This window comes from Oribacterium sinus, assembly GCF_963553175.1.
GTDB classification, from domain to species: domain Bacteria; phylum Bacillota; class Clostridia; order Lachnospirales; family Lachnospiraceae; genus Oribacterium; species Oribacterium sinus_B.
In genome coordinates this window covers 62,660-86,829 of the sequence record NZ_CAUVME010000007.1, presented here as the reverse complement: position 1 = coordinate 86,829, position 24,170 = coordinate 62,660, and the positions used below count along the sequence as shown (strand labels likewise).

The 24,170-nt window shown below is 43.5% G+C and carries 17 protein-coding genes; 16 read left to right on the top strand and 1 reads right to left on the bottom strand.

What is annotated here, in order from left to right; genetic code table 11:
* Positions 1-473: 473 nt before the first annotated feature.
* Positions 474-2,231 (top strand): 1-deoxy-D-xylulose-5-phosphate synthase, encoded by a 1,758-nt coding sequence (locus RYO92_RS03400; RefSeq protein ID WP_315369493.1) that lies wholly within the window; start codon positions 474-476, stop codon positions 2,229-2,231.
* A 386-nt stretch (positions 2,232-2,617) separates the two neighbouring features.
* Here the strand turns inward: RYO92_RS03400 and RYO92_RS03395 are convergent, their stop codons facing one another.
* Positions 2,618-4,132: a CoA-acylating methylmalonate-semialdehyde dehydrogenase gene (locus tag RYO92_RS03395; protein ID WP_315369492.1), complete on the bottom strand. Its 1,515-nt coding sequence runs from the start codon at positions 4,130-4,132 to the stop codon at positions 2,618-2,620.
* Positions 4,133-4,309: 177 nt separating this feature from the next.
* On the opposite strand from RYO92_RS03395, the gene RYO92_RS03390 reads away from it, so the two are divergent.
* The 15 genes from RYO92_RS03390 to RYO92_RS03320 all read left to right on the top strand — a co-directional run bounded on the left by RYO92_RS03390 (position 4,310) and on the right by RYO92_RS03320 (position 24,144).
* Entirely contained in the window at positions 4,310-5,071 is a 762-nt protein-coding gene (locus RYO92_RS03390; RefSeq protein WP_315369491.1) for a DeoR/GlpR family DNA-binding transcription regulator, read from the top strand.
* A gap of 270 nt (positions 5,072-5,341) precedes the next feature.
* Complete coding sequence (locus RYO92_RS03385; protein WP_315365561.1) at positions 5,342-6,184, top strand: ketose-bisphosphate aldolase; 843 nt, start codon at positions 5,342-5,344, stop codon at positions 6,182-6,184.
* A gap of 19 nt (positions 6,185-6,203) precedes the next feature.
* Positions 6,204-7,238, top strand: a complete 1,035-nt coding sequence (iolC, locus tag RYO92_RS03380) for a 5-dehydro-2-deoxygluconokinase (protein WP_315365560.1) — start codon at positions 6,204-6,206, stop codon at positions 7,236-7,238.
* 9 nt (positions 7,239-7,247) lie between these two features.
* Positions 7,248-9,179 carry a 3D-(3,5/4)-trihydroxycyclohexane-1,2-dione acylhydrolase (decyclizing) gene (iolD, locus tag RYO92_RS03375; RefSeq protein WP_315369490.1) on the top strand — a complete coding sequence of 644 codons (1,932 nt, stop codon included), beginning with the start codon at positions 7,248-7,250 and terminating at the stop codon, positions 9,177-9,179.
* 15 nt (positions 9,180-9,194) lie between these two features.
* Entirely contained in the window at positions 9,195-9,986 is a 792-nt protein-coding gene (locus tag RYO92_RS03370) for a 5-deoxy-glucuronate isomerase (RefSeq protein ID WP_315369489.1), read from the top strand.
* Positions 9,987-10,069: 83 nt separating this feature from the next.
* Positions 10,070-10,966, top strand: coding sequence for a myo-inosose-2 dehydratase (iolE, locus tag RYO92_RS03365; protein ID WP_007157889.1), 897 nt, complete (start codon positions 10,070-10,072; stop codon positions 10,964-10,966).
* 153 nt (positions 10,967-11,119) lie between these two features.
* The gene (gene iolG, locus RYO92_RS03360) at positions 11,120-12,136 is read left to right on the top strand and encodes an inositol 2-dehydrogenase (RefSeq protein ID WP_304069847.1); all 1,017 of its coding nucleotides are present in this window, start codon (positions 11,120-11,122) and stop codon (positions 12,134-12,136) included.
* Between the two features lie 98 nt (positions 12,137-12,234).
* A complete protein-coding gene (locus RYO92_RS03355; protein ID WP_315369488.1) occupies positions 12,235-13,356 on the top strand; it encodes a sugar ABC transporter substrate-binding protein in 1,122 nt (373 codons plus the stop codon).
* Positions 13,357-13,561: 205 nt separating this feature from the next.
* Positions 13,562-15,055, top strand: a complete 1,494-nt coding sequence (locus RYO92_RS03350; protein ID WP_007157885.1) for a sugar ABC transporter ATP-binding protein — start codon at positions 13,562-13,564, stop codon at positions 15,053-15,055.
* Position 15,056: 1 nt separating this feature from the next.
* Complete coding sequence (locus tag RYO92_RS03345; protein ID WP_007157884.1) at positions 15,057-16,031, top strand: ABC transporter permease; 975 nt, start codon at positions 15,057-15,059, stop codon at positions 16,029-16,031.
* A 187-nt stretch (positions 16,032-16,218) separates the two neighbouring features.
* Positions 16,219-17,238, top strand: coding sequence for a Gfo/Idh/MocA family protein (locus RYO92_RS03340; RefSeq protein WP_315369487.1), 1,020 nt, complete (start codon positions 16,219-16,221; stop codon positions 17,236-17,238).
* Positions 17,239-17,569: 331 nt separating this feature from the next.
* Entirely contained in the window at positions 17,570-19,132 is a 1,563-nt protein-coding gene (locus RYO92_RS03335; protein ID WP_315369486.1) for a hypothetical protein, read from the top strand.
* Positions 19,133-19,954: 822 nt separating this feature from the next.
* On the top strand, positions 19,955-20,893 hold the full coding sequence (locus RYO92_RS03330) for an Rpn family recombination-promoting nuclease/putative transposase (protein WP_315369485.1): 939 nt from the start codon (positions 19,955-19,957) through the stop codon (positions 20,891-20,893).
* A 737-nt stretch (positions 20,894-21,630) separates the two neighbouring features.
* Positions 21,631-22,500, top strand: a complete 870-nt coding sequence (locus RYO92_RS03325) for an Rpn family recombination-promoting nuclease/putative transposase (RefSeq protein WP_315369484.1) — start codon at positions 21,631-21,633, stop codon at positions 22,498-22,500.
* A gap of 687 nt (positions 22,501-23,187) precedes the next feature.
* On the top strand, positions 23,188-24,144 hold the full coding sequence (locus RYO92_RS03320; RefSeq protein ID WP_315369482.1) for an Rpn family recombination-promoting nuclease/putative transposase: 957 nt from the start codon (positions 23,188-23,190) through the stop codon (positions 24,142-24,144).
* The last annotated feature ends 26 nt before the right edge of the window (positions 24,145-24,170 follow it).

Genomic DNA, 24,170 nt, shown 5'->3' with positions numbered 1-24,170 from the left:
ATCACAGTGAAATCATCGCTTCTATAGCATATAACTCTAAAGCGGGGCACGCTCTCGCTAACTTCACCTCGTAGCTGTACTAACATCAAGCTTCATTTCATTCGCTTTCTGTAAGTACAGACGGGTTCAGATTACCCCTCTTTAGAGCTATATTGCACGAAGCTATTCATGGACTGTATATTCCAGACTTCCTTTTTTAGTTGTCTAATTGTGGTATGGTTGAAGTCTATGACAGTGCTGTGGATTTAGAATTAGGAATATAGCCTTAGCTGACTTTCGATTGACAAAGCTGAAAGACTGCATGAGAATATAGAGGCTTTACAGTATAGAGCAGAAGGATATTTTCCACTGTAATAGGATAAGACGTTTCGCGGAATTGTGTAGGAGAGAGTGTGAGATAGTAAAAAGTAGGAGAGCATAAAAAGTAGAAGAGAGTATAAAGTAGGAGAGAGTAGAAAGGGAGAGGTGGCTTTATGGTTTTAGAAAGAATCAATAGCCCGGAGGATTTGAAGCAGTGTTCCATGGGAGACTTGAATACCCTGGCAGAGGAAATGCGGAATTTTCTGATTGAAAGAGCCAGTAAACACATGGGACATGTGGGACCGGACTTAGGTTTTGTGGAGGCGACTATTGCTCTGCACAGAGTTTTTGATACCCCGAAGGATAAGATTGTCTTTGATGTTTCTCATCAGACCTATCCCCATAAGATGCTGACAGGTAGAAAAAAGGCTTATATGGAAGAGGCTTCCTATGATGAAGTGGGACCCTATACCGACCCTAAGGAAAGCCCCTATGATTTGTTTTCCATCGGACACACCTCAACCTCCATTGACTTGGCACTGGGACTTGCCAAAGCCAGAGACTTACTTTCCGGAACGGAAAAGGTGGTGGCGGTAATTGGAGACGGTTCCCTTTCCGGCGGAATGGCGTTGGAAGGATTAAGCAATGCGGGGGAGCAGGAGAGCCAACTACTCATCATTTTAAATGATAATGAAATGTCCATTGCGGAAAATCACGGAGGCATGTATAAGGGCTTGAAGCGCCTTAGGGAAAGTAATGGTCAGGTAGAGGATAATCTGTTCCGGGCTATGGGACTGGAATATCTATATGAGGAGCAGGGAAATGATGTGGAGTCTTTGGTAAAGGCTTTGGAAAAGGCGAAAAGCTACGAAAAGCCGGTGGTGCTTCACATTCATACCGCAAAGGGTAAGGGACTTAAGTTTGCGGAGCAGGATAAGGAAAGCTGGCACTGGCATCTGCCCTTCCATTTGGAAACGGGAAAAACCAGAGAAGAATACGATTTTCCCGGGGAGGATATCGGAGAACTTACAGCAGAATTTTTGCTGGCGAAAATGAAGAAGGATCCGGCGGTTATGGCCATTACCGCAGGAGTGCCCGGTGGCATGGGATTTCATGCGAAGCAAAGGAAAGAGGCGGGAAAGCAGTTTGTGGATGTGGGGATTGCGGAGCAGACAGGAGTAACCCTTGCTTGCGGTGCCGCAAAAAATGGAGCAAAACCTGTATTTTTCACATCCGCTACCTTCCTGCAAAGAGCCTATGATCAGATTTCCCACGATGCAGCCATCAATTCCCTTCCCATCACCATGGTGGTAAACAGCGCCTCTATTTTGGGAATGCGGGATAAAACCCACCTTGGACTGTATCTTTTGGCCATGGCCAATTCCATCCCGAATCTTTTAATCTTTGCGCCGGCCTTTAAAGGAGAATATTTCTCTTTACTGGATTGGGCTTTAGAACAGCAGGAGCATCCGGTACTGATTTTTGCACCGGAAGGAAATGTGCTGGAGGACGAAGCACCGGTAAAGAAGAGTTTCTTCCCTGTTTCCTATCAGGAAATCCAAAGGGGTAAGAAGGTCGCCATCTTTGCAACTGGCTCCTTGTATGAAGAAGGAAGAGAAGGGGCGAAAAACTTTGAGAAAAAGACCGGCATTAAGCCCAGCTTAATTAACCCCGGTATTCTATCTCATTTGGATAAAGCGTATCTGGAAAATCTGGAAAAAGACCATGAGTTGGTGGTGGTCTTAGAGGACGGCATTTTGTCCGGAGGTTTTGCAGAGAAAATTGCTTCCTTCTATAGCTTAAAGCCAATGAAGGTACTAAGCTTAGGTCTGGAAAAAGAATTCTATGACGAATATGATTTGGAAGCCTTGATGAAAGAATATCACATGGATAGAGAATCTATGGTGGAGCGGATTCTGGAGGTGCTGTAAAATAAAAGAACAGCGTATATGCATAATAGGTCTAAAACCGGGGCGGGTTCAGATTGCCCCGGTTTTAGACCTATTAATGCATAGACAAAAGCTTAATTATTTTACAAACTCTTTTATGTCACCAAAAAGCTTGCATAACATGAAGAGATTTGCGATGGTTTTCTGGCAGTATAGGTCTGAAAGGGGGTAGTCTGAGCCCGTGGGTACTTGCGAAAAACGACTGTAAGGAAGTTTTTCGCTTAGTATCCCCTACGTGGCGAAGCTAGCGAGAGCGTGCCCCATTTTCAGACCTATACTGCGTAGAAAACCTTTTTAATATCGCATACAAGCTTTTTGCTGTTTAAGATTATATAGGCTATTTTAGGATCTTCAATTCCGAATCCGGATTAAACATCAGTACTTCCTTCCCAAGTTCCTACTTTTCTGTGAGCGGACTTCTCATCGAACCAGTGTGTGGTTACAGTCTTTGCTCTGGTAAAGAAGCGAACGCCGTCTCTTCCAAGAACGTGAAGGTCTCCGAAGAAGGAATCCTTGTTTCCGGAGAATGGGAAGTAAGCTGTTGGAACAGGAATTCCTACATTGATTCCGACCATTCCTCCATCAGTCTCCATAGCGAAACGTCTTGCATAGTAGCCGCTCTGGGTGAAGATTGCAGAACCGTTAGCGAAGGGGTTAGCGTTCATGATAGCGATACCCTCTTCATAGTTCTTCACTCTCTTGATACAAGTAACCGGTCCAAAGATTTCGCAATCACCGATGCTCATATCCTTAGTAACATGGTCGAAGATGGTTGGTCCAACGAAGAATCCGTTCTCTAAGCCGGGAACCTTTACATCTCTACCATCCAATACAAGCTCAGCACCTTCATCAATACCCTTCTGAATCCAGTTCAATACGCTTTCCTTATGCTTTGCAGAAACAACAGGGCCTAACTTGGTATCCTCATCATAAGCGGCACCGATCTTCATAGCCTGTGCCTTCTGCTTTAAGAGTGCTACAAACTTATCGGCAATGCTTTCCTGAACCACGATTACAGGAAGAGCCATACAACGCATTCCTGCACATCCGTAAGTAGAGTTGACAATGGCATTGGTTGCACTCTCTAAATCAGCATCCTCTAAGAGGAGAGCATGGTTCTTTGCCTCTGTCTGAGACTGAACACGCTTGCCGTGAGCTGCAGCAACGGAATAAACTTCCTTACCTACCTTAGTGGTTCCTACAAAGGTAACGGCCTTAATACGCTCATCCTTCAAAAGGATATCCGCTTCTTCTCTTCCGCAGGTTACCAGGTTTACAACACCCTTTGGGAAATGTGCTTCTTCGTAGAAAAGCTCCAATATTCTCATGGAAGTAAGAGGAGTCTGGCTGTTAGCCTTTAATACAACGGTATTTCCGGTAGCAATTGCCACAGGAACCATCCAACCCCAAGGAATCATAGCAGGGAAGTTCATGGGAACAATGCCGGCAACTACACCAAGAGGTGCTTTATAAGTAGCGGTGTCATAACCTGTGGTTACATTCATGGAGGTTTCGCCCTGCAGAAGGTCAGGAATAGCACAAGCCAACTCTGTAGGCTCAATAGCCTTCTGTACGTCTCCTCTAGCCTCACCGATGGTCTTTCCAAGCTCCTTGGCACAAAGCTGAGATAACTCCTCCTTATGCTTAATCAGAACATCTCTCCAAGTAAACATATACTGGGTTCTCTTGGAAATAGACAATGCGCTCCAAGCAGGAAAAGCTTCCTGGGCAGAGGCAATTGCAGCCAAAACCTCTTCCTTAGTACAGCTTGGTACCTCAGCAATCACTTCGCCGGTGCTGGAATCCGTAATAGGCATATATTTATCCGTCTTAGAGGGAACCCACTCACCGTTGATGCAATAGTTCATTCTTTTTACTCCCATGTTACTCCTCCTTTGTCAACATTCTTGAAAAATGGGTAAATGTTGAGTATAATGTTAGCATATCTATGGTATATGTCAAGGGGTAACTTGAAATTTACCAAAAAATGCATGAAAAAGAAGAGGGAATATGTATAATAAGGGGAATGAAGGAGAGAAAGGTCGAGATGGAGGAAAAGCATGAGGGATAAACGTTTGGATGATATGGAAGAATATATTTTGGCGCAGAAGGACAGCAGCTTGGATGAACTCTGCGAAAAATATCGAATTTCTAAAAATACGGTGCGAAGAGATATAGACGAATTACTTTTGCGGGGAAATATTAAAAAGGTATACGGCGGAGTAAAGGCCAAGGAAAATGCAGGGAAGGAAGTAGAGTTATCCGCATTTTCCGAAAGAAATATCAGCCATAAGGAAGAGAAAGAAAAGATTTGTCAATTGGCCGGGGAACTGGTGAAGGAGGGGGATACCATCTTTATTGATACCGGAAGCTCCTGTGTAAATCTGGTAAAGTATATCGGTCATGTTTCTTGTATGATTATCACCAACAGCTTAAGAGTAGCCTATATGGCAAAGGACTATCCGAAACTGCAGCTTTTGATGCTGCCGGGAAGCCTTAGACGGGAGACAATGTCCTTTGTGGGGCTGGAGACAGTGGATCAACTGCGGATTTATAATATTGATCAGGCCTTTATGGCGGCCACCGGTGTATCCTTACAGAAGGGCATGACCAACGCCTCCGCTTACGAATACAGTATAAAAAAAGAAGTTTTGGAACGCTCCGGAGTTAAAAATCTGATGGTGGATCATTCCAAGTTCGGAAAAACTGCCCTTTATACCTTTGGAGATTTCCAGGACTTTGATTGTTTGGTAACGGATACCTGTCCTCCGGAGGACTATATTGAAGTATTAAGCAAAAATCATGTAAAGCTTCTTTATTAGTAGACGAGGACTTTCAGAAAAACTTTTATCCAAAAGGGACTTTTCATCCTGTTTTTTACTTAAAAAAACAGAATGAGCAAGTTCCTTTTTATATTGACTTGTAAATTTTATGAAATCCCCAAAGTTTATCTGCTAGATTTTACAAAAACTTACCCATAAATAGGTAGAAATTAACCATAATTTGCAAATTGTATTGACATAAAAGCAATGAATTGATAATATTTTTCGTAATTAGTGAGGAAGTCTTAGGTAGTTAAGGGGGAAAGTAAAATGCCACTGGTAAAGATGAGTAAGTTGCTGGAAAATGCAAGAAAAGAGAACAGAGCCTGTGCCTCCCTGAGCGTTTATAGCATGGAAAGTCTGATGGGCGTGATGGCGGCTGTTGAGGAACTGAAGATTCCTGTGATTTTGCAGCTGGCGGAGGCGAGATTCGGAACGGCTCCCCTGGAACTGATGGGACCCATGATGCTTTCGGCGGCGAAGAATTCTTCTATAGATGTTGCGGTACATTTGGATCATGGTTTGACCTTTGAAACCATTGAGAAGGCTCTTCAGATGGGATTTACCTCCGTCATGTATGACGGTTCTCTCCTTCCGATTGAGGAAAATATCGCTAACACAAAGAAAGTAATCGAAATGGCGAAAAGCTATGACGCGGATGTGGAAGCGGAGCTTGGACTGGTGGGAAAGGGAGAAGGCGGCGGTGTGGATCATGGTGTGGCCTATACCAAGAAGGAAGATGCCCTTCGCTTTTGTCAAGAGACAGGAGTAACGGCTTTGGCCATTGCTATTGGAAACAAGCACGGCAATTATGACGGAGAACCGAAGCTTCGATTCGATATTTTGGAAGAAATTCATCAGGCCTTACCGGAACAATTTTTAGTACTTCACGGAGGTTCAGGGATTTCTGATGAGGACTTCCAAAGAGCCAGCCACCTGGGCATTCAGAAAATAAACATCGCAACAGCACTGGCTGCGGCAGTGGTAAGGGCTTGTAAAGAGTATTGTGAGGAGAATCCCAAGGGAGACTTCTATAAGATGAGTAAAAGAGCGGTTGAAGAAGTAGAAAAGACGGCAAAACATCATATTCTGGTGTTTGCAGGAAAAGAATAGGATTTTCGGAGGAGAAAAAATGGAACTTTTTTCATTAGATCAGAGTAAGGAACTGGATATTATCTTTTTAGGAAGAGTAGCCATTGATTTCAATCCGGCTTATTCCAAGGAAGTAAAGGAAGAGTTTAAGCCCTTGGAGAAGGTGCATTTCTTTGAAATGTTTGTTGGAGGCAGTCCTGCAAACTCCGCATTGGGCGTACAGAAGCATGGCCTAAAGGCGGGATTTTTCTCCTGCGTATCCGATGACCAGTTTGGAGACTTTGTGATTAACTTCCTTTCCGAAAAGGGTGTGGATACCAGTCACATTGCTCGGGCGCAGCAGGGAGAGAAGCTTGGGCTTACCTTCACGGAGATGCGTTCCAAGTCGGAAAGCTCCATACTGATGTATAGAAATCAGGCGGCGGATTTATCCCTTTCTGTAGAGCATATCGATGAGGAATATATCAAGAAAGCAAAGGCGATTTTGATTTCCGGAACTGCACTGGCGGAGAGCCCCTCCAGAGAGGCAGCCTTAAAGGCTGTGATGCTGGCAAAGAAAAATGGCGTAAAGCTCATTTTCGATATCGACTACCGTGCTTATAACTGGAAGAATCAGGATGAAATCGGCATCTATTATGCACAGGTGGCGAAGGAAGCGGACTTGATTATCGGCTCCAGAGAGGAATTTGACTTAACAGAGCAGTTCATCCAAAAGGGCATGAGTGATGAGGAAAGTGCTAAATACTGGTTCTCTCAAAACGCCACGATTTTGGTTATCAAGCATGGTATGAAGGGCTCTACAGCCTATACCAAGGACGGAAAGGCCTACAGCATTAAGCCATTCCCGGTAGAGGCCAGAAAGGGCTTTGGCGGCGGAGACGGCTACAATGCAGCATTTTTATCTTCTTTATTTAAAGGAGAAGAGATGATTGTTTGTTTGGAAAATGGTTCTGCAGAGGCGGCAATGATGGTTCGCTCCAACAACTGTTCTGTGGATCTTCCCACAACAGAAGAGCTTCAGGCCTTCATTAAGGAAGAAAAAGAACAGTACGGAGAGATGATTGCCAGAGTATAGGAGTGGAAAATGGAGAAGACAATTCGTTTAACGGTGGCTCAAGCCATTGTAAAGTTTTTGGATCAGCAGTATGTGTGTTTTGACGGAAAAGAGAGCAAGTTTGTAGAGGGCTTTTTCACCATCTTCGGTCATGGAATTGCCTTAGGAATCGGTCAGGCTTTGGACGAAAATCCCGGAAGTCTCCATGTAATGCAGGGAAGAAATGAGCAGGGAATGTGCCATGCGGCTATCGCCTTTGCTAAGCAGCATAATCGGAGAAAGATTATTCCCTGTACTTCCTCTGTAGGTCCCGGTTCCGCCAATATGCTGGTAGCAGCAGCTACAGCAACAGTGAATAATATTCCATTGTTACTTTTCCCGGCGGATACCTTCGCTTCCAGACAGCCGGATCCGGTTTTACAGCAGCTGGAGAACTTAGGCAGTCTTGCGGTAACCACCAATGACGCATTTAAGCCACTTTGCAAATACTGGGACAGAATTACCAGACCGGAAATGATTATGTCTGCTCTGATTCAGGCCATGAGAGTTCTTACCGATCCTTCCGAATGCGGAGCGGTGGCTATCGGTCTCTGCCAGGATGTGGAAGGAGAGGCATACGATTATCCGGAGTATTTCTTCCAAAAGAGAGTACACAGAATCAGCAGAGTATCTGCGGCGAAGGAAGAAGTGCAGGATTTGGCAGATGCCCTTTCTAAGAGCAAGAAACCTCTTATCGTTGTAGGTGGAGGCGTAAAATATAGTGAGGCCGGGGAGGCTGTGGAAGCCTTCTGTAAGGAATTCAATATTCCTTTCGGAGAGACACAGGCCGGAAAGAGTGCTTGTAAGTCCTCTGATCCTTACTGCTTAGGAGGAATCGGTGTTACCGGAACCTTGGCGGCAAATCGTATTGCTAAAGAAGCGGATACGGTGCTGGCTATCGGTTCTCGCCTGTCCGACTTTACTACCGGCTCCAAGTGGCTCTTCAGAGAAGAGGGAGTGCAGGTTCTTACTATTAACAACAACCGCTACCATGCCTATAAGATGGATGCCATCAAGGCGGTAGGCGATGCCAAGGCTACTTTGGAAGAACTGGCTAAGGCATTAAGAGAAAAGAATTATCGTTCCGCTTACAAGGGAGAAATCGAAAGCTGTAAGGCGGAATGGGATAAGGAATATAATCGTTTGGCTGAATATGCCTATAAGGAAGAAGGATTCGAGCCATTGGTACCGGAAAGAGACCCGAGAACCATTCCGGAGTTTGTGGAAAAGACGAAAGGCTATCTTACCCAGACCGCAGCAATCGCCGCTCTTCGGAGAAAGATGCCTGCAGACGGTATCGTCATCACAGCAGGAGGCTCCCTTCCCAGCTGTATGCAGAGGCTTTGGACAACAGATTCCCGCTACGCTTATCACGCAGAGTACGGCTACTCCTGCATGGGCTACGAAGTAGCTGCAACCCTTGGAGTAAAGATGGCAGAGCCGGAGAAGGAAGTTTATGCAGTGGTGGGAGACGGCTCCTTCCAGATGCTTCACTCCGAGATTATGACCATCGTGCAGGAAAAGAAGAAGGTAAACATCCTTGTCTTTGACAACTGCGGCTTCGGTTGCATCAACAATCTGGAGATGACCCACGGCGTAGGCAGTATTGCCACAGAGTTCCGCTATACCACAGGACAGAAGCCTGAGGGTGAGCTGATTCTTGTGGACTATGCCAAGGTGGGAGAGGGCTACGGCTTAAAGACCTATACCTGTAAGACCGTTCAGGAATTGGAAGAAGCCTTAGAGGACGCGAAGAAGCAGGATAGAACTTGTCTCTTTGACTTAAAGGTTATCCCCAAGACTATGACCAACGGCTATGAAGCTTGGTGGGACGTAGGAATGGCTGCGGTTTCCGAGAAGGCATCTGTTAAGGAAGCTTACGAAGAAGTGATTCGTCACAGAGAAGAGGCTAGAAAGTACTAGAGAAAGTCAGGAAATATGGAGAAAAAAGTATTTGGATATCCGGAGTTCAGTGCGGAGGGCGAGCAGATTCTTTGCACCTATGAAAATGAATACCGGGATATGCTGATGGACATCCGGGTATATCGGATGAAAAAGGGAGAGGAAAGACGTTTTTCCAAGGAAAAGGAAGAGTTTGCCGTATTGCTTCTCTCCGGAAAAATCAAGTTTGTCTATGAAGGAACGGAAAAAGAAGGAAGCCGTAAGGATGTCTTTACTGAAGGACCCTATGCAGTACATCTTTCCAAGGGAAAAGAGGTTTTGATTAGGGCTCTGGAGGATAGCGAAATTCTTGTACAGTGTACGGAAAATGAAAAGGATTTTCCCACAGAGTTTTATGAGCCAAAGGATGCGCCCTGGATTTACTCCGGCGCAAAGGGAAAGTTTGGCAATGTAGCCAACCGTCAGGTAAACACCATTTTCGACCATGAAATTGCCCCCCTTTCCAACATGGTTTTGGGAGAGGTCTTAAACGATAGAGGAAACTGGTCCGGCTACCTGCCCCATAGACACGATCAGCCGGAATGCTATTACTTCAAGTTTGACAGACCGGAGGGTTTTGGCGCCAGCTTCGTAGGAGACAAGGTATTCAAATCCGTAGACGGAAGCTTTTCCGCAATCCCCGGAGGATGCTTACATCCTCAAGCAGTGGCACCGGGATTTCTGATGTACACCTGCTGGATGATTCGACATTTACCCGGAAAGCCCTGGAACCAGACAGACCGTTGCGAGGATGAGCGCTACACCTGGCTACATGATGCAAAGTTTTAAGCAAGAGGAAGGAAACAGAAGCTCATTCTCTTGTAGAAAATAAAAGCAGCATTGCTGCGAGAGTTGAGAAAAAGGAGCAAACTATGTTAAACAAGGAAAAAATTTCTCTGGGCATTGCCCCCATCGGCTGGACCAATGATGATATGCCGGATTTGGGAAAGGAAAATACCTTTCAGCAGACCGTTTCCGAAATGGCTTTGGCAGGATTTTCCGGAACAGAGGTAGGAAGTCACTATCCTACAGATCCTGTAGAGCTGAAGAAGGCTTTGGACTTAAGAGGCTTAACCATCTGTAACCGTTGGTTCTCCTCCTTCCTGATTTCCAAGCCCTACGAGGAGACAGAAGAGGCTTTCCGTAAGGAGCTGGCATTCTTAAAGGCTGTTGGCGCAAAGAGAATCGGTGTTTCCGAGCAAAGCTACAGCACCCAGGGAAAGCTGGATCAGCCTATTTTGGAAGGCAAGTATGTGATGAATGATGAGGAGTGGAAGAAGCTTACCGAGGGCTTAAACAAGCTGGGTAAGATTGCCAAGGAAGAGGGCATGATTCTTACCTTCCACCACCACATGGGAACCGTAGTACAGACCGAGGAAGAAATCGACCGCTTTATGGCGGAAGTGGATCCCGAGTATGTATTCCTGCTTTTCGACAGCGGACACTGCTCCTTTGCAGGAATTGACCCTGAGAAGGTTTTAAAGAAGTATATCTCCAGAGTTCGCCACATCCACTTAAAGGATTTAAGAAAGGCTGTGGTAGAGGAGTCCAGAAAGAATCATTGGAGCTTCTTAAAGAGCGTAAGAGAAGGATGCTTTACCGTTCCCGGTGACGGAGATGTGGACTTTGCTCCATTGTTCAAGATTATCGAAGAATCCGGCTATGAAGGTTGGGTACTGGTAGAGGCTGAGCAGGATCCTGCAAAGGCAAATCCGTTAGAGTACGCTATCAAGGCTAGAAAGTACATTCACGAGAAGACCGGACTATAAGCCGAGAAAAAACCATAGAACATCGCAGAAGAAAAGGCGATTAAATCCTTTGATGGACGAAATTGTAGGAACGCAGCTATAGGAAGACAACAATAGACAGAAGTAAAAAACTCCGAAGAAGGATAGCGGAGTAAAAATACAAAAGGAGGAATTATGGGAAAAACAGTAAAAATGGGACTTTTGGGAATGGGCAGAATCGGAAAGCTTCATGCCATGAACATCCAAAACAGTCTCCCCAATGCGGAAATCATTGTGGCAGTAGACCCCTTCTTAAACGAAGAGATGGAAGCCTGGGCTAAGGGTATCGGTATCACAAACTGTAGCAAGGATCCCAAGGATGTTTTTGAGAACAAAGAGGTAGAGGCGGTTTTGATTTGTTCTTCCACAGACACCCACGCAGATTTCATTATCCAGTCCGCAAGAGCAGGAAAGCAGATTTTCTGTGAGAAGCCAATTCATACCGACTTGGATAAGATTAAGGAAGCTTTGGCTGAGGTTGAGAAGGCAGGGGTGAAATTACAGCTTGGATTTGTTCGCCGCTTCGACCGTTCTCACAAGAAGGTAAGAGATGTGGTAGCTTCCGGACAGTTAGGAAAGCCCTATGTGGTAAAGGTTTGCTCCAGAGACCCTGAAGCACCACCCATGTCCTATGTGGCAGTATCCGGCGGAATCTTCATGGATATGATGATTCACGACTTCGATATGGTTCGTTACCTTGCAGGATCCGACATTACCGAGGTAAATACCGTAGGCGCTTGTCTGGTAAATCCTGATTTTGCAAAGTATGACGATGTGGATACCGCTATTGTAACCTTGAAGTTTGCCAACGGTGCCATCGGCGTAATCGACAACTGTCGTCAGGCTCCATACGGCTATGACCAGAGAGTGGAAGTACATTGCGAAAAGGGCTGTGTACAGGACAACAACAATCTGGAAAATGAAGCTTATATCAGCACTGCATCCGGTGTTGAGGGAGCAAAGCCAACCTGGTTCTTCTTAGAGAGATATAACGACGCCTTTATTGCGGAAATGAAGGACTTCGTAGATGCAGTATTGGAAGGCAAGGAAGTACCGGTAGGCGGTAAGGACGGTTTAGAGTCCGTACGAGTGGCTATGGCTGCAAGAAAGTCTCTGTTAGAGAAGCGCCCTGTACAGCTTAGTGAAATCTAAGAGCGGAATTCTTCTATATAGAAGAGAAAAGTTCTTGATCGATAAATTAACCCGTTCCAAGAGGAACAAAAATCCATTTTATAAGAGAGGTAATCAAAATGTTTAAGAAAGCACTTGTAGTTTTAATGGCAGCATCTGCTCTTTCCTTCGCTCTTACAGGATGTGACAAGACTGAGACCAAGACAGAAAATGCAGGAACCGAGGCTAAGTCCGAAGAGGCTAAGTCCGGAGAGGCTAAGTCCGAGGAAGCTAAGGATGGCAAGACCGAGGAGAAGGCTGAGGCTAAGTCCGGTTCTTCCGAGGATCCCTTGGCCGGAGCAAGCTTCGAAGGAGATTACAAGATTGACGTAATCTTAAAGACCACTTCCTCCGAGTACTGGAGCTATGTGGTAGCAGGAGCAAAGGCATTTGAGAAGGATCACCCAAACGTTAAGGTTGAGGTTAAGGGCGCAAGCTCCGAGACTGCTTATGACGAGCAGCAGAACATGATCGAGACCGATTTAAACTCCGGAAGCTATGACGGATATGTTATCGCTCCATTACAGGCTGATCTGGTAAAGACTCTTATCGCAGGACAGACCAAGCCAATCGTGGCAGTAGATACCAATATCGATGCTAAGGAAGTTTTATCCTTCGTAGGAACTGCAAATGACACTGCGGCAAAGGAAGGCGGAAAGGCTGCTGTTGAGGAAGCAAAGAAGAGAGGCTGGACAGAGATTAAGGCCATCTCCATTTCCGGAGTACAGGGAGACGGAACAGCAACTGCAAGACTGAAGGGATATCAGGAAGGTATCAATGAAGCAGGCGGAGAGTTCTTGGAGAAGGAAATCCAGTATGCTGACGCAGTAGCAGATAAGGCTGTAACTTCTATGGAAGCTATTATGCAGAACCACCCGGAAGGAATCGCTATCATCGCTTGTAACAATGACGATATGGCTATCGCAGCAGCAAGAGCAGCTAAGGGTAACGAAGCATACAAGAATACCATTTTCATGGGCTTCGACGGCATCAAGTCTGCATGTGAAGCTATCCTTGACGGAACAGAGTCTATGTCCGTTGCACAGGAAGCTTATGACATGGGATACAAGTCTGTAGCGGCAACTGTAGCAAAGTTAAACGGAACAGAGCTTCCAGAGTTCATCAACTCCGGCGTATCCGTAATCACAAAGGACAACGCGCAGAAGAGATTGGATGACCTGAACTCTTACTTAGGAAAGTAATCATAGCTTTGAAAATCAAATCAGCCGGAAGAGAGCGGATGCTTCCGAGCAAAATGAAGTGAATCTAAGCACAACAAAGGGATGTTTCTCCTCATAAGAAAACATCCCTTTTCTCGAAAGAAGATAAAAAAGAAATTTTTTTCAAATACATTTTTGTGAAAATCATAACAGGCACTATACACAAGAGTAAAATAAAGGGGAAAGCATGAAGGAAAGTATTGTACAACTGAAAGATGTACGCAAGACCTTCCCCGGTGTGGTTGCGCTAAGCAAGATGCAGTTAGATGTACGTAAAGGCGAGATTTTAGGATTGATCGGAGAGAATGGAGCAGGAAAGTCTACGCTGATTAAAGTATTAACTGGGGTATACCATCCGGATGAGGGGCAGATCATCGTAGAAGGACAGGAAAGACAATTTAAAACTCCACAGCAGGCCATTTCTGCGGGAATCTCCTGCGTATATCAAGAATTGAATATTGAGAAGCTGCTTTCGGTAACCGACAACATGTTTATCAACAAGTGGATTCGTAAAGGGCCTTTACTGGACTATGGGAAAATGCACCAGATTGCCCAGGACATGATGAAGAAATTGGGATTGGACGTGGACGTACGGAAGCCGGCAGGGCACTACGGCATGGGCGTTCAACAGATGATTGAAATCTCTAAGGCACTCCTGGCCAATGCCAAGTGCATCATCATGGATGAGCCTACCTCCTCCTTATCGGAAAAAGAGGTAGAGGAGCTTTTGAAAATCTGTAGAGACTTACGGGAGCAGGGAATCGGAATCATCTTCGTATCCCATAAGCTGGAGGAGCTGTTCCAGCTCTGCGACCGAATCACCGTTATTCGAGACGGCGAATACATTGATACCAAGGATGTGGCGGATTGGGACAATGATAGCCTGATTAAGGCCATGGTAGGACGTTCCCTGGACAACCAGTTCCCTAAGGAAGTCGGTGTACGTTCAGAGCAGCCTTTGTTGGAAGTAAAGAATCTTAATCGAAAGGATGTTCTTCACAACGTATCCTTTAAGGCTTACGGCGGCGAGGTTTTAGGATTTTCCGGACTGGTAGGTGCGGGAAGAACGGAAACCATGAGAGCCATCTTTGGAGCAGACCCCATTGACGGAGGAGAAATCTATATCCGTGGGGAAAAGGTGGACATTAAGAATCCTAAGGATGCCATTCGGGCAAAAATTGCCTTCTTAACCGAAGACCGTAAGGGACAGGGACTGATTTTAAATGAGTCTATCCAGAACAACCTGATTCTGGCTAACCTTAAGGGCTATAAGAAGGGATTATTCTTAAATAAGAAGGATATGGATACCATGGGTGAGGGCAGAATCAATGAGTTAAGTATTAAATGCCCCAGCCAGGAAGAAAGAGTAGGACAACTTTCCGGAGGAAACCAGCAGAAGGTGGTTATCGGAAAGTGGTTAAATACCAATGCGGATATTTATATCTTGGATGAACCTACCAGAGGAATCGACGTAGGGGCCAAGGTTGAGGTGTATCAGGTGATTAACCGTTTGGTAAAAGAGGGAAAATGTGTCATCATGGTGTCTTCCGAAATGCCGGAAATCCTGGGAATGAGTGACAGGGTGCTGGTTATGCGTGAGGGAAGAATCACCGGAGAAATGTCAAGAAGTACAGATGCCTTTAATCAGGAATCCGTGATGAAGGCAGCTTGGGAGGTATAAGATGCAAAAATCAAAATTTGGAAATTTAAGTAATTATATTGGAACATTTGCGGCACTGATTATTCTCTGTATCGCATTGGCATTGGCTTCTCCCAACTTCTTGGATAAGGCGAATTTGATGTCCATCTTAAAGCAGACCTCCTTTAATGCCCTGCTTTCCACCGGAATGCTGCTCACCCTGATTACCGCAGGAATCGACCTTTCTGTAGGCGCTACGGCAACCTTCGGAGCCTGCGTGGCAGGAGCTATGGTAAGAATGGGAGTGACCAATCCGGTATTTTTATTCTTGGCAGTGCTTGTAGTAGGCGGTGTTGTGGGACTGATTAACGGTCTTCTTCTTACCCGTCTTCACCTGCCTCACCCCTTCGTATCAACCCTTGGTATGAAGAACGTGCTTTGGGGAGCAGCTTTAATTATCACTTCCTCTCAGATGATCAGCTTCTCCAACACCGGAGCAGAAGGCATCATGGTACTGGGAAGTGCCACCATCTTAGGGGGATTCCCTATCAGCTTCGTAGTGGTAATTTTGATTTACATTCTTATGCATATCCTTCTGACAAAAACTGCCTTAGGTCGTTCCATCTACTGTGCCGGAGGAAATATGGAGGCTACCCGACTTTCCGGAATTAATGCGGACAATGTATTAACCTTCTGCTATGTGCTTTCCGGCTTTATGGCAGGCTTTGCAGGGATCGTATCCATCGGTCGTTCCGGAATCTCCAACGGTGCAAATGCAATTCAGCCCTATGATACCGATGCAATCGCAGCCTGCATCATCGGCGGTGCTTCCTTCATGGGAGGAAAGGGAACCATGGTGGGAACCATGCTGGGCGCATTAATCATTGCGGTACTCAGAAACGGATTTACCCTGCTTTCCGTACCTTCTGCTTGGCAGAACCTGGTGCTTGGTCTGGTAATCATCGGAGCCGTACTTCTGGATGTAACAAGAGAGAGAATGCAGAAGAAAAAGAAATAAAGACAGGAAAAGAAATTATAATAATTTCATAGTTGGTCTATTGATTCGATAAACGAAATAGCCCAAAAGGAATCTAAGGCGGATTTGTTCCTAGAATATGTGGCAAGAATAACTCCACTATTAGGAAACAAATCCGCAAATTTTATACGAAAACAAAATGGAAAACATATAATAATAGGAGAAAACTATGAGCGAAATTAAAGTTGGCATCGTAGGACTGGGACGCTTAGGAAAGGTACATGCAAGAAACATTGCCTTCAAAATTCCCGGAGCGAAGCTGGTGGCTGCCTGCTCTATTATGGAAGCAGAATTACAGTACGCAAAGGAAGAGTTAAAGGTTTCAGAAACTTTTACTTCTTATGAAGAGATGTTGGAAAAGGCGGACTTAGATGCGGTGGCTATCGTAAGCTCCAGCCCCTGCCACTGTGACCAGATTGAAAAAGCCTTGGCTAAGGGACTTCATGTCTTTACAGAAAAGCCTCTTGGAGTGGATGTGGAAGAATGTAAAAAGGCGGAGAAGGCAGTGGAGGCCCATCCCGACCAGGTATTCTTCTTAGGTTTTATGCGTCGTTTTGATCCCTCTTACAGCTACGCGAAGAAGAAGATTGAAGAGGGCGCTATCGGAACCCCCTATATGGTAAAGGCAACCGGCATAGACCCGGAGGCAGCTGTGGAAGGAGCTATCAAGTTTGCCCCTACCAGCGGAGGCTTATTTATTGACATGGCAAGCCATGATGTGGATTTGATTCGTTGGTTCCTGGGAAGTGAAGTGAAGGAAGTATATGCTCTGGGAGCAAACTTCAAGCATCCGGAATTTTTATCCTGCAATGATACAGAAACCGGTGCGGCATTGTTCCAGTTGGAAAATGGAGGAATTGCAGAGCTTCATGTAGGAAGAACCGCAGCCCACGGTTATCATATTGAAACAGAAATTGTAGGAACGGAAGGTAGCATTAGAATCAGTCCTGTACCGGAGAAGAATCTTGCTATCCTTTATGACCGCTACGGTGCAAGACAGGAATGTGTAGAAAGCTTCCCGGAAAGATTTGATGAAGCGTACCTTTTAGAAATGCAGGAATTCATTCAGTGCATTATCGAAAAGAAGAAGCCGAAGCTTTCCGTATACGACGGAACCAAGGCAACAGAAATCTGCTTCGCCATGAAGAAGTCCTTTGAAGAAAAGAGACTGGTGAAGCTGGGGGAGTAGAAAATCTTTAAAACCCCGTTGTGATGATTCGCTACAAATACTATTATGGAAAATCCCATAACAACAGGGACATACGGCTATAAAACAAAAGAATTGATTAGGAAAGTATTAAGAATTAGCTTAAGAACTTCGTAAGCATTTGTTTTTCCTTTGTAATAGACAAGGAGGAAAACATCGTTTATAGTGGGACAGGTAACGGGGCGAGCCCTAAAAATGAAGAAAAAATAGAATTTCTTTAGAAAAACTCTTGAATGGAAGAGAATTAAGGGTTATAATCGTCACGCAACTTGGATTATTATTTCCATGAATGAAAAAGGAGAGTGCATTAATTATGAGAAAGCAAACAAAATTGGTTGCAGCTTTATCTGCAACAGCTTTACTTGCTATTGGAGCTTCTGCAGTAACTTTTGCTGCAGGCTGGAACAATTCCACAGGTGAGTGGCAGTACCTTGACAACGAGGGAAATGCTGTTGCTGATGCTTGGAGAAAGTCCGGAGACTACTGGTTCTACCTTGGATCCGACGGAAACATGGCTAAGAACGAAGTTGTTCAGAACAACGATGATTATTATTTCGTAAACGGCGACGGTGCTATGGTTACTAACCAGTGGGTATCCTTCGACGAGTCCACAGAGGACGGAAACGATAAGAGATGGATGTACTTCGGTGCAGACGGTAAGGCTTACAGAGATAGAAACGATAAGCTTACTATTTCCGATATCAAGACCATCAATGGTAAGAAGTATCTCTTCGACCAGGAAGGTAAGATGCTTTACGGTTGGTTAGGCGATGAGTCCGCTCTTGTAAATGGCGATGACGCTTGGACAACTGCTAAGTACTACTATGGCGGATATGATGACGGTTCTGCTCAGCACGGTTGGGTACAGTTAACTGTAAACGACAATGGTGAGGACAGCACTGCTTGGTTCTACTTCGATGACAACGGAAAGATTTCTCGTGACAAGAAGAAGACCATCAACGGACAGACCTACTACTTCGATGAGAAGGGTCGTATGATTGAGGATTGGTCCACAGCAACCAAGATGTCCGGAAGCTCTTTCAGTGCTAAGCCAATGGCAACCGACAGCATCGTTTATGTAAACGGCGATGGCGGTGCTAGAAAGAATCAGTGGATTTGGGCTGTTCCGGCTGAGTCCTATAATCAGAAGGATTTTGAGAATGATTCCGCTTCTTGGTGGTATGCAGATAACAGCGGCAAGATTGTAAAAGATAGGGTTAGAAGGATTAAGGGTAAGGTATATGCCTTCGATGAGATCGGACGTATGGTTTCCGGTTTAGTAAGTTCTCCTAATGGACGTAACAACTTCGACGCTGCTTCAGGAGTAGGCGACAACGATTACCAGGATCTTGATGGAGCAACTTATGCAGGACTGAATATCTCCGGTAAGGTATATTACTTCTCCGGTGATGCTGAGAAGGACGGTTCCAGAAAGACCGGATACCAGAAGGTAGATTTCGATGATGATACCTACGAGATGTACTTCAACAACAGCGGTGAGGCTGCAAATGATTATGTTTCTAAGATTAAGAAGTATGCTAAGAATGGTATGATTCTTAAGGCTAACAACGATGATTCTAACTATGCTGGAGTTAAGGTAGATAGCTCTGACGTGAAGAAGTTAGATTCTAGCAATACAGGTGTTAAGTACTACAACACTTCCTCTACCGGATCTCTTGTAGGACAGGTATTGGTTAACACAAACGGTTCTGTACAGTCTAGCAAGACCAACTTAAAGGACAGCAATGATATCTACTATGCTACTGATAAGAATGGTGTAGTTCTTTACAATAGTGAGAAGAAGCTTTACACTGTTTCCAGCCAGGATCATCCAAATGCTGTTACTGTAGGAACAAAGACATACTACACAGAGTAATTCCTGTTTATAAAAAAAAGAACCCTTCGGGGTTCTTTTTTTTTCTAAAAATTTGGATTTAAGCTTATTCCGATTGGGCTTATAGAATAGAGGCTTATAGGCCAAAACGTGTTGATAAAAACCGCTCTACACCCTTGCAAATCAAGGTTGTAGGGCGGTTCAATCTATTTAAACTACTTGAAAATGGATAATAGCAAGGGGGACTGCATAAAAGCGGAGCTTCGGAGCACTAGAACATTTTAACTGCATCCGCTAAGCTTGGCTGGCTAGCGATACTAAACACAAGGCATTGCATATATAGAGAACTTCGGAGCACTAGCTACCTTCTAGCCACAAGGCACGCTCCCCTAACTTCGCCCGGCTAGCGGTACTAAACGCAAGCTTCGCTTCGCTCGCTTTTGTTAAGTACCGAGGGGCTCAGATTGCCTTGTGGCTAAAGGGTAGACAGTGCTCCTTAGTTCTTGATATAGGCGAAGATGTGGATATGCAGTGCACCTATGTTTTAGGGTATACCAAAAGGTGAGAATATGCAGTGCTCCTAAGCTAACGAATATGTTGAAGGGTGAGGATGGGCATGGGAAAGATGTGCTGTGCCATTTCATCAACCATACTTTTATATTATCCATATACGGATATTATCCGAATGTGGAGTATAGGAGATTCCTTTAACTCGTTGTAAAATATAAATCAATGAATCACACAACTTTCTAAATAGTCTACATTAAATTTTTAATTCGTATATCGCTATTTTTTTTATTTATTCTAAAGACTATAAATTTTTCTTTATCTATTTCTATTATTTCTATTTTCAGCAGGTGGCTTATGAAAAAAACAAATTTTACCAAGTCTAATACTAAAACAATCGATTATTCAGAAGCTAATCTAAAGAGTACAAGAAAAAAGATGGATGCTCTAGAAAAGAAAAAAATCATTGCTTCTCTTACTTTGATGGATGACCTCTTTATGCAAGTAGTTCTGGAAGAGCAGGCTTGCACGGAGTATATTCTGCAAACGATTTTGGGCAAATCTTCCTTAAAGTTAAAGGAACAAAGGCTTCAAAAGAGGCTGCCAAATCTGCATGGAAGAGCTTTGGTATTGGACTGCCTTTGCACCGATGAAAAAGGCTTGCTTTATAACATCGAAGTACAAAATTCATCTGCCGGAGCAATTCCTAAAAGGGCTCGTTATCATGCCGCACTTATGGATACACATACCCTAAAGAAGGGAGAAAAGTTTTCCAAATTACCGGAAAGCTATGTTATATTTATTACAGATAAAGATGTATTGGGAGAGGGAGAACAACTGTACCAGATCGAAAGAGTTATCAGAAAGTCCGGTAGCTTATTTCAGGATGGTTCCCATATCCTTTATTTCAATACGGCAATACAAAGTGATAATACATTAGGAAAATTGGCTAGGGATTTTAAAGAAGCCAATCCCAAAGAAATTCAGTCTGAAGTTTTGTCTCACAGAGTAGCCTCATTAAAGGAAGGAAAATTAGATCGGGAAGGAGAAAAGAAGATGAATGTCTTATTGGAGAAGTATAGAAAAAAAGCAGTGGAAGAAGGCATAGAGAAAGGCATAGAAAAAGGTCTAGCACAAGGAATACAACAAGGTCTTGAAAAGGGCTTGGAGGAGGGACAAAATCGTCTAGCTCTTTTGGTTGGCCGCCTTCTGGATGCAGGCCGAGTAGATGATCTTAAGAAAGTTTCTTATGATGAAGAATATCGGGAAAAGATTTTAAAGGAGTTTGGTCTTTAAGTTAATTTAGTATCAAAAAACATCAGTTTTTTTTGACTTTATTTCTGTAGAGCATAGGAGATTTCCTCCACTGGTAGAAAATAGAGGCTTATAATACATAACATGTTGCTCGAAACTCACCCTACAGCCTTGAAAAACAAGGCTGTAGGGTGAGTGGCATTTTTTATAACAACTTTAAGGCTAGCAAAGCCTGTTGAAAATAGCTAAAGCTCTTTAAGTGCTGTTTACCCACTCTTCTCTTCTCCACAAGGCACGTTCCCGCTAACTTTGCCTAACTAGCGTACTAAACGCAAGCTTCGTTATACTTACTTTTATTAAGTACCGAGAGCTCAGATTACCCTGTCGCACGGAGCCGAGCAATAATTCTTATTCTCTAGATAAAGGTATAAGTGAGAATGGGTATTGCTCTTAAACCAACTACACTTCTATATTATCAATATACGAATATTATCCGAATGTGGAGTATAGGAGAATTCCTGAGGCGGTAGTAAAATAGAAAATAATAAGATCACTAATTTTCACTCTAAATCCTAATCCAAACTTGTCTTTTCGATATTCTATATTCAATCTCAATTTATCTATTCAAAAATTAAATTTTCTTCTTCATTTAATTTTATTATTCCAATTCCATTATTCTGATTTTCTGCAGGTGTCTTATGAAAAAAACAAATTCTACTAATGCTAATGCTAAAAAATCCGGTCGTTTAAAAGCTAATTCTAAAAGAACAAGAAAAAAGATGGATGCTCTAGAAAAGAAAAAAATCATTGCTTCTCTTACTTTGATGGATGACCTCTTTATGCAAGTAGTTCTGGAAGAGCAGGCTTGCACGGAGTATATTCTGCAAACGATTTTGGGCAAATCTTCCTTAAAGTTAAAGGAACAAAGGCTTCAAAAGAGGCTGCCAAATCTGCATGGAAGAGCTTTGGTATTGGACTGCCTTTGCACCGATGAAAAAGGCTTGCTTTATAACATCGAAGTACAAAATTCATCTGCCGGAGCAATTCCTAAAAGGGCTCGTTATCATGCCGCACTTATGGATACACATACCCTAAAGAAGGGAGAAAAGTTTTCCAAATTACCGGAAAGCTATGTTATATTTATTACAGATAAAGATGTATTGGGTGAGGGAGAACAATTATATCAGATTGAACGTGTTATCAGGAAATCCGGCAATTTGTTTAAAGATGGTTCCCATATCCTTTATTTCAATACGGCAAGGCAAGATGATAACGTATTAGGAAAGCTGGCTAAAGATTTTAAAGAAGCTAATCCCAAAGAAATTCAGTCTGAAGTTTTGTCTCATAGAGTAGCCTCAATAAAGGAAGGTAAACTAGATCGGGAGGGAGAAAAGAAGATGAACGTTTTGTTAGAAAAGTATAGAAAAAAAGCAGTAGAGGAAGGTATAGAGAAGGGCATAGAAAAAGGTTTAGCACAGGGAATACAACAGGGATTAGAACAAGGCCTTGAAAGGGGCTTGGAGCAGGGGAAAAATCGTCTTGCTCTTTTGGTGGGGCATTTACTGAATGCAGGACGGATGGATGACCTTAAGAGGGTATCTTACGATGAAGCTTATCGGGAAAAGCTTCTGAAGGAGTTTGGACTTTAAAATACCTTCTCATTAATTCAGTGTCAAAAAACATCAGTATTGTTCTTTGTGTGGAGTATAGGAGATTCCTCCACTAGTAGAAATATAGGTATCTAGAACAAAATGTGTTGATAAAAACCGCTCTATACTCTTGTAAATCAAGGCTGTAGGGCGGTTCAATCTTATTCAAAAGAACTTTGAGGATGGAAGAATTATAAAGCTCTGGAGTACTAACTGCCCACTATCACCAAGGCACGCTCCCGATAAGCTTCCCCCGGCTAGCGGTACCAAACTCAAGGGCATTGCATATATAGGGGGCCAGTGCTCCTTAGTTCTCGATATAGGCGAAGATGTGGATATGCAGTGCTCCTATGTTTTAGGATATGCCAAATGGTGAGAACAGGCAGTGCTCCTAAGCTATCGAAGATGCCAAAGAGTGGTGATAGGCATTGGAAGGATGAGCTGTGCTATTTCATCAACTATCCTTTTATATTATCAATATACGGATATTATCCGAATGTGGAGTATAGGAGATTTGCCAATCTGGAAGTAAGATAGTAAGCAATAAGATTCAAGTATATTCAAAGATTCTAAATCCTAATCCCAGTCTTAGTCTGATTCTCTATATCCTTGTTTCAATTTATCTATTTGAAAATTTAAATAAACTCATTATTCACTTTTATTATTCCAATTTTCCGTAGGTGACTTATGAAAAAAACAAATTCTACTAATGCTAAAAAATCCGGTCGTTTAAAAGCTAATTCTAAAAGAACAAGAAAAAAGATGGATGCTCTAGAAAAGAAAAAAATCATTGCTTCTCTTACTTTGATGGATGACCTCTTTATGCAAGTAGTTCTGGAAGAGCAGGCTTGCACGGAGTATATTCTGCAAACGATTTTGGGCAAATCTTCCTTAAAGTTAAAGGAACAAAGGCTTCAAAAGAGGCTGCCAAATCTGCATGGAAGAGCTTTGGTATTGGACTGCCTTTGCACCGATGAAAAAGGCTTGCTTTATAACATCGAAGTACAAAATTCATCTGCCGGAGCAATTCCTAAAAGGGCTCGTTATCATGCCGCACTTATGGATACACATACCCTAAAGAAGGGAGAAAAGTTTTCCAAATTACCGGAAAGCTATGTTATATTTATTACAGATAAAGATGTATTGGGAGAGGGAGAACAACTGTACCAGATTGAAAGAGTTATCAGAAAGTCCGGTAGCTTATTTCGGGACGGTTCCCATATCTTCTATTTCAATACATCAAGACAAGATGACAATGCATTAGGAAAGCTGGCTAAAGATCTTAAAGAAGCCAATCCTCAGGAAATTAAGTCTAAAGTTTTGTCTCATAGAGTAGCCTCATTAAAGGAAGGTAACTTAGATAAGGAAGGAGAAAAGAAGATGAACGTCTTATTAGAAAAGTATAGAAAAAAAGCAGTAGAGGAAGGTATAGAAAAAGGTTTAGCCCAGGGAATACAACAGGGATTAGAACAAGGCCTAGAACAAGGTTTGCAACAAGGCCTTGAAAAGGGCTTGGAGAAGGGACAAAATCGTCTTGCTCTTTTAGTAGGTCAGTTACTGAATGCAGGACGGATGGATGACCTTAAAAGAGTTTCTTTTGATGAAGAATATCGGGAAAAGCTTTTGAAAGAGTTCGGGCTTTAAGCTACCGAAGATCTTGATAAAAGATT